This window comes from Parabacteroides hominis (genome assembly GCF_014287585.1).
GTDB lineage: Bacteria > Bacteroidota > Bacteroidia > Bacteroidales > Tannerellaceae > Parabacteroides > Parabacteroides hominis.
In genome coordinates this window covers 1-12,939 of the sequence record NZ_JACOOJ010000064.1, presented here as the reverse complement: position 1 = coordinate 12,939, position 12,939 = coordinate 1, and the positions used below count along the sequence as shown (strand labels likewise).

General features: G+C 39.6%; 15 protein-coding genes and 2 pseudogenes. 1 reads left to right on the top strand and 16 read right to left on the bottom strand.

Annotated elements, in window-relative coordinates; genetic code table 11:
• Window positions 1-190 precede the first annotated feature (190 nt).
• The 9 genes from terL to H8S65_RS20050 are packed head-to-tail and all read right to left on the bottom strand — an operon-like array spanning window position 191 to window position 5,937.
• Window positions 191-1,636, bottom strand: a complete 1,446-nt coding sequence (gene terL / locus H8S65_RS20090; RefSeq protein WP_186931584.1) for a phage terminase large subunit — start codon at window positions 1,634-1,636, stop codon at window positions 191-193.
• Window positions 1,620-2,108 (bottom strand): helix-turn-helix domain-containing protein, encoded by a 489-nt coding sequence (locus tag H8S65_RS20085; protein WP_186931582.1) that lies wholly within the window; start codon window positions 2,106-2,108, stop codon window positions 1,620-1,622. Before H8S65_RS20085 ends, terL begins: the two co-directional genes overlap by 17 nt.
• Window positions 2,109-2,110: 2 nt before the next feature.
• Window positions 2,111-2,704 carry a GTP cyclohydrolase I gene (folE, locus tag H8S65_RS20080; protein ID WP_186931581.1) on the bottom strand — a complete coding sequence of 198 codons (594 nt, stop codon included), beginning with the start codon at window positions 2,702-2,704 and terminating at the stop codon, window positions 2,111-2,113.
• On the bottom strand, window positions 2,659-3,204 hold the full coding sequence (locus H8S65_RS20075) for a 7-carboxy-7-deazaguanine synthase QueE (protein WP_186931580.1): 546 nt from the start codon (window positions 3,202-3,204) through the stop codon (window positions 2,659-2,661). Before H8S65_RS20075 ends, folE begins: the two co-directional genes overlap by 46 nt.
• Window positions 3,188-3,523: a 6-carboxytetrahydropterin synthase QueD gene (gene queD / locus H8S65_RS20070; protein ID WP_186931579.1), complete on the bottom strand. Its 336-nt coding sequence runs from the start codon at window positions 3,521-3,523 to the stop codon at window positions 3,188-3,190. Before queD ends, H8S65_RS20075 begins: the two co-directional genes overlap by 17 nt.
• A gap of 4 nt (window positions 3,524-3,527) precedes the next feature.
• Window positions 3,528-4,229, bottom strand: a complete 702-nt coding sequence (locus H8S65_RS20065) for a 7-cyano-7-deazaguanine synthase (RefSeq protein WP_186931578.1) — start codon at window positions 4,227-4,229, stop codon at window positions 3,528-3,530.
• Window positions 4,210-4,953 carry a hypothetical protein gene (locus tag H8S65_RS20060; protein ID WP_186931576.1) on the bottom strand — a complete coding sequence of 248 codons (744 nt, stop codon included), beginning with the start codon at window positions 4,951-4,953 and terminating at the stop codon, window positions 4,210-4,212. The genes H8S65_RS20065 and H8S65_RS20060 overlap by 20 nt, the downstream gene beginning before the upstream one ends.
• Window positions 4,950-5,429 carry a ParB N-terminal domain-containing protein gene (locus H8S65_RS20055; RefSeq protein WP_155144398.1) on the bottom strand — a complete coding sequence of 160 codons (480 nt, stop codon included), beginning with the start codon at window positions 5,427-5,429 and terminating at the stop codon, window positions 4,950-4,952. The genes H8S65_RS20060 and H8S65_RS20055 overlap by 4 nt, the downstream gene beginning before the upstream one ends.
• Before the next feature lie 34 nt (window positions 5,430-5,463).
• A complete protein-coding gene (locus H8S65_RS20050) occupies window positions 5,464-5,937 on the bottom strand; it encodes a VRR-NUC domain-containing protein (RefSeq protein WP_186931575.1) in 474 nt (157 codons plus the stop codon).
• Window positions 5,938-6,083: 146 nt separating this feature from the next.
• Here H8S65_RS20050 and H8S65_RS20045 point away from each other — a divergent pair, with 146 nt between their 5' ends.
• Complete coding sequence (locus H8S65_RS20045; RefSeq protein WP_186931574.1) at window positions 6,084-6,857, top strand: hypothetical protein; 774 nt, start codon at window positions 6,084-6,086, stop codon at window positions 6,855-6,857.
• Window positions 6,858-7,217: 360 nt separating this feature from the next.
• On the opposite strand, the pseudogene H8S65_RS20040 reads toward H8S65_RS20045, so the two are convergent.
• The 7 genes and pseudogenes from H8S65_RS20040 to H8S65_RS20010 form a co-directional block, all read right to left on the bottom strand.
• Window positions 7,218-8,087 (bottom strand): annotated as a pseudogene (locus H8S65_RS20040) (phosphoadenosine phosphosulfate reductase family protein).
• A complete protein-coding gene (locus H8S65_RS20035; protein ID WP_186931572.1) occupies window positions 8,084-9,253 on the bottom strand; it encodes a hypothetical protein in 1,170 nt (389 codons plus the stop codon). The pseudogene H8S65_RS20040 and the gene H8S65_RS20035 overlap by 4 nt, the downstream one beginning before the upstream one ends.
• A 20-nt stretch (window positions 9,254-9,273) precedes the next feature.
• Window positions 9,274-9,681: a hypothetical protein gene (locus H8S65_RS20030; RefSeq protein ID WP_229055526.1), complete on the bottom strand. Its 408-nt coding sequence runs from the start codon at window positions 9,679-9,681 to the stop codon at window positions 9,274-9,276.
• A 34-nt stretch (window positions 9,682-9,715) separates the two neighbouring features.
• Entirely contained in the window at window positions 9,716-10,609 is an 894-nt protein-coding gene (locus tag H8S65_RS20025) for a hypothetical protein (RefSeq protein ID WP_186931571.1), read from the bottom strand.
• 15 nt (window positions 10,610-10,624) lie between these two features.
• Window positions 10,625-11,914 carry a PcfJ domain-containing protein gene (locus H8S65_RS20020; protein WP_186931570.1) on the bottom strand — a complete coding sequence of 430 codons (1,290 nt, stop codon included), beginning with the start codon at window positions 11,912-11,914 and terminating at the stop codon, window positions 10,625-10,627.
• Window positions 11,915-11,916: 2 nt separating this feature from the next.
• The gene (locus tag H8S65_RS20015) at window positions 11,917-12,318 is read right to left on the bottom strand and encodes a PcfK-like family protein (RefSeq protein WP_186931568.1); all 402 of its coding nucleotides are present in this window, start codon (window positions 12,316-12,318) and stop codon (window positions 11,917-11,919) included.
• 3 nt (window positions 12,319-12,321) lie between these two features.
• Window positions 12,322-12,939, bottom strand: a pseudogene (locus H8S65_RS20010) (DNA polymerase III subunit beta); the annotation flags it as partial.

Genomic DNA, 12,939 nt, shown 5'->3' with positions numbered 1-12,939 from the left:
GGCATGATTGTTTTATGCTAAAATATAAAAGCAAATAGTTTTTCGCTATCAATACGGCCAGTCTAAACAAGTTTACTTTGAAATGTAAAAACCGAAAACATATATCAAAACGCAAGTATATGGTAGAAAAATATCGGGGTTTTATCTAACACGTGTCACAAATATCAGAAAAACACTTTCATTTTGCCAATTATCGTCCTCTTGCCACCTGCCGTACCCGATTATTTTTGCACAACCCGATAAACTCTACATTCTCGGCAAGGATCGTCATGCCGTCCGGTGCATCATCATGCTTGTTACCTCCCTCTTTCTTGTAGCCAGTAAGCGCTTTCATAAACCGATCGTAATCCGAACCTTTCTTATACTCGCCCTCTTCTAGGAAATAGCAATGCTTTTTGATCCAACCGGACTTCAACAAGATACGTGTTTCCTTGTTGGCGGTCGTAGGCTTTGCTTGGATGATACATTTTTCATTCTTTTCCTTTACCGCCTTTCGGACATTCAGGGCGAAGAGACGACCACCATTGTTGCTCTCAATACGCATATTGTCGCAACGGGTATCAAGGATCAGGGAAACCAACTTTGGTTCGGTAATCTCTACATTGTCCTTGGTAAACAGCACATCGGTAATGAAATACTTCGTGCCGAATACCTTGGCAATCGGCGCACAGAAATCATCGTCTCCTTCGTCTGCCACATCAGTAGCACCGATCACACCGTCCGGTTGCTTACCTTCTATATCTGCCAGCTTGAATCGGTTTAATTCTGATTTTGGGAACAACAACCCAATAGCCTCGATCGGTTCCTGCATATACTCGGCACACCAGATGGAATCGTCCGTTTCCTCCCGTAATTCATGGTAATACTCCGTTGTATGCACATCCTCACAAAAAGAGCGGTCGTTCTCATCCAAGGCAGCGATACGAATAATCTCGTCATACTTCCCCATCTCTTCCATACGGCCAAGTACGTCCGTAGCCGACCAACGTGTACCGATGTCGATAGAGCAACAGTTCCCCTCTATACGGGAATCATGCGTTCCCTGCTTCCACGACCAAACCTTTTCGTTATTGGTGTCGGATAGTGCATCTTCCAGGCTCTTATACAAGTCGTCGGTCATGGCCAACATAGACGCACCGAAACCGATTACCGTACCGCCTACACCAGCCCCGAAGTAACTCACCTGCCGGGCAGCTTCCAAGCTCCAGCCGTGCACATTCTGTTTATCCCCTCGCAATTGCACATCCGGGAATATCTCTTTGAACCGGGAAGAGCGGACAATGTCGCGTGTATCATAAGATAGTTTATTATACAGTGTATCGGAACAACAGTTGCGCATGACCGACTCTTCCGGGAAATGGCCAAGCATCCACGAAATGAACAAGGATGATATATAGGACTTCCCAGCACGTGGCGGCATGGAGACGGCCAGCCGACGAATCACACCCGACAAATACGATTCGTACACCCGCGTAAAAGCGTCCGCCACCTTCTTCAAAAACAAACGCTTAGCGAAGAACTTAGGATCATGATATAAACAATAGGCCCAGAAATCATTCCGAGCCTCCCGTTTGCGCAATATGGTCGCAGCCTTCGCCTGCCTGATCAATATTTCTCTCTTACTCCTTTTCGCCACGGATAATTGCTGCTAGTTCTTCATCTGACATCGATTCCAATTCATCACCCAGTTTGACCTGGTTCTCCACTTCTTTCTTATCACGCCACTTGCCAGGTTGCCGGTTCTTCAGCCAGAAAATGGCGGCAGTTGTGTCCGGAGGGTAATGTTCGAGATACTCCACCTTGTCCGTAATCTTGCCCTCGTTGGTAGCGAACTTCGTCGCTCTGGCATCGTAACCAATCGCACGGCTATAAAGTCTCGATGCTACATTTGCATCTGCTACAGCTTTTCCCTTTTTTAAGGACTCAAGAAATTGAGGAAACTTCTTCTTCCAACTATTCAACGTTTGTTCCGAAACAGAGAAGAATTCAGCAATTTCCTTATCTGTTGCACCTAACAGACAAAGCTTTAGAGCCTGCTCTGCATATTCTTCTCTATATTCAGACTTACGCCCCCTACTTTTCTTTTTTACTTCATTCTTCTCTAACATACCTAACCAAAACTAACGAATCGGGACAATTCCGCCTTCAACTCAGGTAAACTTCCATTATCTAAATAGAAAGAAGAGCGCATTTTACCTTCTTTCTTTACACCACGCATTGACTTACACAAGTGTTCTCCTTCTAGCACTATACCCATTGCCAAAGGTGGATATTCCGAACCTAACGCTTCTTGAATCATCACAATGATATCTTTCGCCAATCGCTCTTGTACCTGTAATCGTGCCGCACAATAATCAACAACACGACCAACTTTCGATATGCCCAATATCTTACCTTTAGGATTAGGAATATAAGCAAACCAATACTTCCCAAAGAAAGGCATCATATGATGTTCACACATTGAATAGAATCCACCTGAATCTGCGATAACACTATTACAAGAAAGACCATCCATTCCATTGGGGAAGACTGTTATTTTAGGCACCTGTGCCAGATCATATCCACGAAAGATCTCTTTCCACATCCTTATAATACGATCCGGTGTTTCTCTTAAGCCCTCCCGACAAGGATTTTCACCTATAAAAGAAAGAATCGTTCTTATCGCACATTTAATATCTTGTGTATTTGTAGACTTAATTTCCATTTCGGATGCTCTTTAATATAATTAATAAATTCCTTCGTATTCTGACCGGAACAAGGCTGCAAATAATATACTCCTGCTGAATATTTATCATATTGCGACATATCCTGTCCGATATAAACTACCTTCAATTCATTCGGGTTAATCACGACAGTTTTACCTCCATCTTTCGGGGAACACGTAATCCAGTCTATATTTACAGGTGGAACCAAAGTTCCATTTGTCTCAATCTGAACAAATCGGCCAGTGGCCTTGATTTTATCAACCAAGTCATATGTAACCTGCATACAAGGTTCTCCACCTGTCAATACGACATGTAAAGCTGGATAACGATTTATTTCTGCAATAATATCATCATCACTTAACATCTTGCCTTCTTTGTGTTCTGTATCACAGAACGGACACCTCAAGTTACATCCGGAGAAGCGAACAAAAACAGTCGGTGTACCGATAAAATACCCCTCTCCCTGGATACTGTAAAAAATCTCATTTATCTTTTTCATACCACGCTATATTATTCTCCGATTCCTGGACCATCACTTTAAAACATTGAGGTATCTGATTACAGATCCATTTCGCAATATTTTCCGCTGTCGGATTAAACGATAATACCTCATTCAAGTTCTTATGATCCAATTTTTCCTGAATCATTTGCTTAATATGGGCAAAGTCGACAACCATACCATCTGGATTCAACTGCTTAGATCTACACCAAACAATTACAATCCAATTATGTCCATGCAAATTCTCACATTTACTTGCATAAGAGAGACTCAAACGATGAGACGCTGATATCTCAAGACGTTTCCTTACTGTATACATAGATTTATCGATAAAGAGTTAATATTTGTCTTATCTCTTCCTCCTCCCGTTTCCGACCATACTCGCCAGATTCGATTAAAGGAAGTATTTCACGCTTTATATAAGATATATTCTTGTCTATTACTTCTCTGGAGAACGGGTATCCGTTCAATGCAAAAGCAATAAATTTGCGGAAACACGGTTTGCAGTTCCAACATTCGTGCCCATCAACAGGAGCATAACAACTGAACGACGAACTAAACGCTTCATTAATACTGCCTCCTTGAATTATATATTGCTTCAACAACTCTGTCTTAGTATATGCTTTATAATCCAAATTTATCCTGATCGTTCGTTTCTCAGTCCAATGTTGTTTCTGATAGAGATATCCGAGTAACTCCTCGTACAATTCGGCAAATACAGGTGATTTATCAAGAACCCGGTCACCGGCTGTCGCTCCCAAACAGATTTCGTCGCCATAATTCGTTGCGATACCAATCAAATACACATTTCGAAGAGGAATAATCTTATCCTCACGTTCCCATTTTGATAAATCCAACTTTTCAATAACAATATCATCCGGAAGACGCTTCATTTCTTCTTTCGAATAACGGGTATTCATATCAATATAAAGCCTTATATCCGGTTTCCAGAGTTTATCAATCAACCAGCTATCCATGCCTCCTGAATACAGAAGGACTTTTTTATTATAAGTATTGTTCTGCATACCTTTGAAATTTTATCCATTCATTAAAATTGTGTCTATTCGATAAATCATGATTCTTATCCCGCATTCCTTTTGGGGGATTACGATATACCATTTGCTTTCCATTAAAGAAATAAATTTGCCCAAATCTGGAACCAGACAACCAGGTCGTACTATCAACACTATCAAACTTTAAAAAAGGAAGAAATGTCGTATTTGTAAATCCAAGCCCATGAATACGAGTACCGGCAGAATGAGCTTGATCGATAAACCACTTTAATATCATAGGATTCTCTCTTATCCGCCGACCTTCTTCCATTGCCGAAGTCGTACCAATCGCAACATAAGAATACTCCTCACACATCCGAATAAAATAATCCTTTCCTCGACTTGCATGCCAAACAGGAATAGGCTGCCGTCCTATACGATCTTCCAAGTATCTACGATAATATTCGACTTTCTCCAGTCCAACGACAACGTCTATATCCAGCTCAAAGAAACGTTGAATGTTATTCTTTAAAACAAAGTCGGCATATTTCTTAACATAGCCATCCCAGTCAAAACTATCATTCTTCCCAGAAAAAGCAGAAAACGCCCCGCTATCAAGAATATGCTTCTCTTGACAGACATAACTACCATAACGTCCCGATTTATGCTCCCAAAAAGAACTTAAAAGATAGATATCTTTCGTGTCCAGATCCCACCGTTTGGCACAAGATTTATAACCGGCAAGGTATAAGATCATAACTCTATCTCCTTTCCGCAATGGGGACAAATCATAGTCTTTCTCTTATTCTCCACCTTATCTGCTCCCTCAAAAAAACGATCCACATCTGTCGGCATATCATCAAATGGAAGCTCCAACTCCCAATCACCAAGTTCGTCAATACCAAAATCTTCAACTACAGCTGCGAAATCGAACATAGAAGTATCTGATGTATGGTTATCAGCCAGAGCCAAAAGCTTTCTTTTTTCATCCTCTGTAGACAAATCCGTTCTTCTGATCGCTATCAATTCATTTCCATCAGACTCAACAATTCGGACTTTCAACCCCAGTTCTAAAGCCTGCTCATAAACGCCATTCCCGGCAATAATAACATCGTTCTTATCCAGAAGAATAGAACGACCGGTACCACAATCCTCTAGACTCTTCTTAATAAGCCGTTTATTTTTATCGGTATGAATACGATAATTCCGGGGGTCATACTTCAATTCAGCCATAACTTTTATTCTAAAATATAACAGGAGAAATCTATTAACCTAAATACAGTTGCAGTTCCCGGATAGCCTGTTCCACGCTCCGAACAATCACATACTTACTACCTGCCATTTCAACCTGGCGTTGGTATTCCTTTTGCTCTGCAGACTGTTTACCTGTAGATGTCTTGAACTCTAGACAAAGAGAAGCATATCCCTTTTTCGGTATCTGAAGGATTACATCGGCCACTCCACGTTTAACACCTTGGCGCTTCATATTAGCCGCTTCTATTTTATGCCGGCTACCACCGTTCGGGACTGCAAAAAGAAGTCGATCCGGTAAGTTCGGAAAAAATAAAGGAACCTTGCTGAAAAACTCCGACTGAATCCGAGCTTCTTCGTTGTCATGATGCTGTTTTGACTTAGGAGGGATCTTTTTATCTGAGTAGCAATTATAACAGATATACCCTTCTTCAGTTTTGATTACAGAAACTGTTTCCCGGCCACAGGCTATACATTTTTGCGTTTTCATATCTTAGTTTCATATAAGATATAAAGAACAGAAAGAAAGCCCTTGGTTATCCTGAGGGCTTTCTTAACTCACTTCTTTCGTGATATAAGTCACTTTACTTTCTGAATTTTCGTATATTTGTGATTTTAATTTAAAACTGTATTATTATGTACAATGAAGTTTACATAACATATTTCGATTTATTAGGATTCAAAGAGTTTATTAATAATAATTCGGAAACATATATAGATACACGTATGGAACACATTTTTCGAGATATAGAGTTGTCTCTTACTCTTGAAAATAAAAAACTTAGTTCAGTTAATCCCAATAATATAATTCCAGATCTTATTCAGGCTAAAGTAAATTGTGTAAATATATCAGATACCATTATATATTGGACAAAAGATTCAAATATTGATTCCTTATATAATTTGTTTTTAGTTTCATTTCTATATAATCAACATTGTAATTTGGACAATTTTCCTGTTAGAGGATGTTTAACCAAGGGATCTCTCAGTCATATTATGGGAAATTTCAAGTTTTCCAATAATTCTTTATATGCAGTACAATGTCCCTACGGGAAAGGACTTGTAAAGGCTCATGAAAAAGCTGAATCTCAAGAATGGGCAGGTACAGTTATTGATCAGGAAGTAATAAATGATTTAAAAAATAGTCAATATTCAAAATCTTTCGAGACTTATTGTTTACAGTATAATATTCCATGCAAGAATACAAACAACATTTCTCAATATGCTTTTAAATTGATTAAAGAAATAAACAACAATGAACATCTTTCTAATCTTAAGCATAGTGTTAAGTCCATATTTTCAGCAGATAAGAAGTCTATTGATGAAATATCTGTAAAAAAGAAAATAGATAATACGTGTGATTTTTTGGACTATTGCTACAAAAAACAGAATCAAAAATTTGAGGACTGATTTTGGCTAAAACTGATATGTTACCAGATAAAAACAAATCCACTTCCCGACTGGGGATTATTCCCCAACGTTAGGAGGTGGATTGTAGTTATTGCCTTGATTCCAATAGTTGCAATCGTTTCAAGTGATAAGCCATTCGTTCAACTAAAGATTGTATTTGATTAATGTAGTTTTTAATAAATTGGCAACCAGCTTAAAGATGAAAGAACGTATTCCACGATTAAGAAGCCGGGATGCCAAACAGCAAAACGAAAGAAGCCTTGATTTTTTCGAGGCGATGGTGTCAGATACATGATCCTGTTCAATAACAAATACCTCTAATGCCAATATTTTCGCTTCTCTCTTAGTCATATCGTTCTATTATTCACAAAGTCCATAATAACTCATACAGCTTGTTGCCACATCGTCATCATCGAACAGAGAACCACCTGTATGTTTACTTTGTACGTAGCGAACAACATCACCTATAAGCGGATATACACCTTTGTAATGTTTCGATGAGATTTTATCGGGACCAAAAAAACAGCTATTGAATTGTTGTTCGAGCCTTGCAATGCAACTAATCCTTTCCGGGTCTTGAACACTGATGTTATATATATCTTGTTGCGAAGCCATTATGCATGGATAACATCCTACCCGTTTATAACCCATTCGATATAAAGGATTAGGTTGTAATCCATTGTCAAGAATATAGTCTATCACCTGTTGTGCCGACCAGTCGAATACAGGTCGTAAAAGATCATCAGAATGTTTTGATCTAAATTCCAACACGTCTTTACGTCGATAAGTATGAAATTTGTCTTTTCCATGTTTGTCTTTCCCATACGGCTGCACATAATATTAGGTGCATTGCTTTCGCATTTCTGCGCGTTTAGTACTTTCTGAGGCACGTATACCCTGTATCATCAAAATATCATCGTTTATTTCATCAAGGACGTAATCTATCATTGGAATTGTTTTCAATTCATACGTACAGAACCGTCGTTGCGAAGACGGCCAACGAGACTTCTTTTGTGCCAAGTCAACCATTCCATCAAACTTTTTTGACTTGATCGTGACAAGGCTCAGATCAAGCTGTCGGCATATCTCTTCAATATATTGGTAAGTCAACGGGTGTTCCCAAGCAGTATCACAAAACACTGTGATAAAATCTTTTGTTAGGTTATTACGTACCCAAAGCAGAGACGCAAGACTATCTTTACCCCCGCTGAATGTAACTATTACTTTCATTTCTCACCTCCTTTCATCAATTGTTCAACGGTAATAGGAACTACACGAGAAACAGCATAATAGGCGTTATTCGTCAATTGACGTTGCCATGCCGAAAAACGGGGTGACCAGCGAAAACCGTTATGTTTGAGATTTGAAATAACGTCTGGTTGCGGCTTAGTGTCGAAAACTATTTGCACCCTGTCCTCGGAATAGTTTTTGATTACCCGGCCACCCTCGAAAAGTATTTCGGTATCTTCTTTATTTGACCTTACTTCCTGAGCTTCGCATACAGCTTTCGCCATTTCAGCAAGTTTAAAGAATTTATGACGTTCAGTAATGATAGAGGATTGTTTATTTAGCTCTCTAACATAGGCAATTGCTTTTTCTACAATTATCACGTCACCGCGCTTTGTGTATGTTTCAACTTTACCGTAAATACTGGAAACAAACAAGGCTTTATTGTATCCTCTTTCCGTACCGTCATTGATACCCTTAATTGTAGAAGCAGAGGAATATATTGAGCGTTTAAGCCTCGTCCATTCTTCCTCAGCTTTTTGTTCTTTCGGCTTTGCATCTTCTATCTTACGAGATATCACCTTGAGTGCTTTTTCTCTCCATGTTCTAAATTCATTTACAGCATTGTCATAATAATTATTCATCTTCTCATTTCGTCTTGAAGGGAAACGTGCCGGCCCCGTTATCATGGCGCTCATAATGCGAGAATGCTTATTGAATAATATTTGAACCCATTCTTTGTACTTGGAAATATAGCGTTCTCTTTCTTCCTCCGGAATCTTTTCAATGTCAGCGTTTAGCTCCTCCTCATACGTCCGTATGTAGTATGCCCCGCGTTCTTCCGGGCTGAAACTTGTAGAACTGAAAGCGTCACAAGCGCATTTCCAAAGTTCTTCAAGGTTGACATCGTATTTCCACTCTGTAACAGCCCAGGAGCCTAAGTCTTTGTCATAAATAACAATTTCCTCGTTGTTGGAAATACGGATTGCAGTATGTGCATAGTCGCAACTCATTAAATTTTGGCTTAACTTCTTTCCTCTCCAGTTAAAAAGCCATTCACCCTGTTCCGGGTTTGCTATACTCACCACCTTAAATGCACGGTGATAGTTCTTTTTTGACAGTAAAACTTGTTCGGTATTACCGGCCTGTATTTTATTTTCTTGCATCATAGTTTCTTGTTTTTTAATATTTACACCTTATATTTTCGTTCAAAATCATACTTCCTAAACTCATGGTACGCTTGTTCCAATGTTTTAGAAGTCCTATCGCCTTCCGGTATATCCCAGCTTTTGGAATTATTGATACTATCATCCATGGCCATAGAACCCCTTTCTTTCTCATACCGGCCAAGCCATTCTAAGATAACAGCCCCGTCTATCCGATCATAAACCTTTCCATACAATCCCTTTTTCGCCCGATTAAAACATAGCTTGAAATCATCAGGCTTAAAGAAATAGTATTCATCAATAATCAGATCAACTGTTTGTGCGACTTGCACCGCTCCGATCGATTTCCCGACATTAAAAAAATCTATCAAATCATTCAAGACTTTTACCATAAATCCACGAAGATGCGTCTCTCCAAATTCTTTGTTCATAACCGCTATAGAGCAACTTGGGCTATCAAACACGTCATTTACTGTTTTGGGCCGCAGACTGTTGTAATATGGCATCGGCAAGGTGCCCAAGATGCTCACGCTCGCGTCTCTTGTTTTCGGCATCAGTTCCGGAGGAAGTACGCCTGTTGTTGAGTCTATCTGTGACAACAGTTGTATTGCTTGTTGTTTGTCCATCTTGATATTTTTCTAAATCACGTTTCGCCCATTTGCGGAACGTAAGGTTTGCACTAACGTACTTTTTGAGCAACTCTCGATAGTTGTGCATCGAGACAAGAGTGTCCTGGATTAACTGAAGCGGGAAATCTCGCTTTATTCGTTCGAATTGTTCTTCCGTAAACGGCTCTTTCAGTTTAGCCACATTAGGAGCATTCGCAGCAATCCATTGCTTGAACTTTTCAAAATTTTCATTCTTGGGTTTCTCCGGTTCGGGGTCAGGGTTACGCGTGCCTGCGCGCGTATAACCCTCCTCTCCTTTCCAATCCTCTCCAGCAAGAGGATTCTCGAATGTTCCAGATTGTTCCTGAGAATTCTCGAATGTTCCCGGATTATTCTGTTTTTTGCCCGAAAGAACGTTTTCTATTACTTCTGCAGGAATTTTTGACTTTTGCGGTTTGTCGATGCGCTCACTGGAAAAGTCCATCACGTAGTAGCTTTTATTTTCGAATGTAAAAGGTACAAGGATAGAGTTTTCAATCAGTTCTTGCAGCCACCCAGAAACCTGCTGCTTACGAATATCTTCGCGGGCAGGAAAGACTTTCGACTTGATGATAGTTTCATTAGCTAAAATGACACCGCTATCATCAGCAAAGTTTTTCATGCCTATATAAAGCAGACAAGCCGGAAGAGATACGTTCGAAAACCTTTCATCTTCCCAAAATTCCGGTACTATAGTTCTAATTCTTGGCATTTTTACGCTATCTAATTATGCGACCTTCTTTAGGCACTTCTGTATCAAATTCATATTATTATTCACTAGCTTTACTATGCTATCATGGTATTCTGTGTTTCTATTGCAGACACCACGGGACTGAACTATACTGAATGTCTTTAAATTAACTTCAATAGTTTCAATATGCTTCTCACCTATCCGGGCAGAAAGGATAAGAGAATCCTTCTTCTTGAAATATTCATTTGAGAAAACACAATGGTGCATAATTTCTCCTTCTTTCTTAAATTCCTCAAGGCTTTTCAACGGTATCACTACTATCTTACCATCCGACAGTTTCAAATCAAAGAATTTCGATTTCTCTTTAATGTAGTTTTCGGCATATTTCTTAAGCTCAAGCAAACGCTGCATATCACGTGCCTTGCGCGCCTTTTCATCATCACGCTTTTTCTTTGCTACATATAAGTCATGGGCTTTTTTCAGATTCGCAGGGCAAACGTAATGAGCGTTATGCAAGTCTTTATGATAACGTGTCAGCAAGTCCAAATAATCAAACCACATCGGAACGTCCTTTATCTTATACTTGTTCCGAAGACAGATTTTTATAGATGGCCAATAGCTGCTCAATTTATAACGAATACTGTACCAACAACTCAATAAATCATACCGCTTTGCTTTAAGAAGCGTTTCGAGCTTAGGATTAGCAGGAATGGTATTAATTGCATCAAGAAATGACAGTCCATGAAGTCTGTAATCTATTCCCATCCTTGTGTATTGCGGTTTGAATACAGAATCCGGATGGTACTTATCACAGTAAATATCATTATCTCCGATACTATAATACGATCCCACAGTCTTGTTACGAATTTCAAGATTTCCACACCAACCACTACAGCCTGTATTTCTTGCAAGAGCCATCACTTCCCGTTTTCCATCGTCTTTAATCCAATGTTGAAGCACTTCCCGAATAAAATAATGAGGTTTCCTGCCTTCACGATAATAAGCATATAGCTCAAAGCATCGGATAACCTGGAACTCTTCACATATATCTGCCTTTCCTATACTTATAAACTGCTTATTAGTACGTTTCCTCGACCATTCTATTTTCAAAGATGCACCGCAATGAGGACAAATGGCACGCTTATGCTTTACAAGTTCTGTAGAAAAACGTTCTCCGCATTCCATACATACGACACGGGACTTGGTAGCATATCCTATATGGTCCAGACAATCATTATTCGCCCACTCAGCCATCATACTTTTTATATCGGGTAGCTGGCTACTCAAACTAACCACCCTAAAATGTAACTTCGTTCTCGGCTTCATAATCAGAACAGACTCATTTGTTGAACACTTTCATCTACCTTTTTCTTTGCTGGCTTCTTTTTGAGCAATCGGTATTGCTCTTCGGCCAACCGTTTGATAGCCGCTTCACGGGCCGCATTCTTGTCCTCCTCCGTCAACTCTACCTTTTGATTAGAAGAAATAGAGCAACCGGCAGAAACTTTTTCTATCTTGATATTCTCTTCGTCATAATAATGAACGGCCATCCCAAAGACTTCTGCATCACTCATTACGACAGAAGTTCCCCGTTTACGGGCTTCTCCTAAAATGTAACGACAGCATTCATCTATATTCTTTTTAGGATTTTCAAACTTGGGAGCAAACAAGGGATCTTCTGCAACTCGTTGCTCCAAATATTTCTGTATTGTATCTTTGAACTCTTTCATAACTTACTGGATTGTCATGGGCATTAATAAATAGGTAAGTTCTTCATTCTCGGATTGTTTTTCCGGGGCGATAAGAATAGCGGTACTGGGAGTAGCGAAAGAAAGTATTGAACGATCGTCATCAATACCAGAAAGCATATCTTGTATCAAAGTCGCTTTCACGCCAATAACAAACTCTCTTTCGCCAAACTCTACCGGAATGGTTTCTTCTGCAGAAGTGGAATAATCCAAGTCCTGAGCCGATACAACAAGCTTATCATAACGGGCACTCAACTTTATAAGGCATGATACTTTACTTGAAAATACAGAAGTGCGCTTTATGGCTCCCAATAGTAATTTGGTATCCGTTTTCAGTTCAAGATTGTTAGATTTCGGAACAACAGCCCGCCAATTGGGATAACGACCTTCCACATTACGAAAAGAAATTTCGTAATCCTCGAAAGAGATTTCTGACCAATCGCTCCCTACTTTAATCACCAATTTTTCTTCAGATAACGGGATCAGCCCTTTCAATACAGATGCTATCTGCCGACTGATGATTACCGAACAGGTTTCCGTACAACGTTTGTTTTCTCTCTTAAATAAACCGAGGCCATGCCCGTTAGAGGAAACAAATATGAT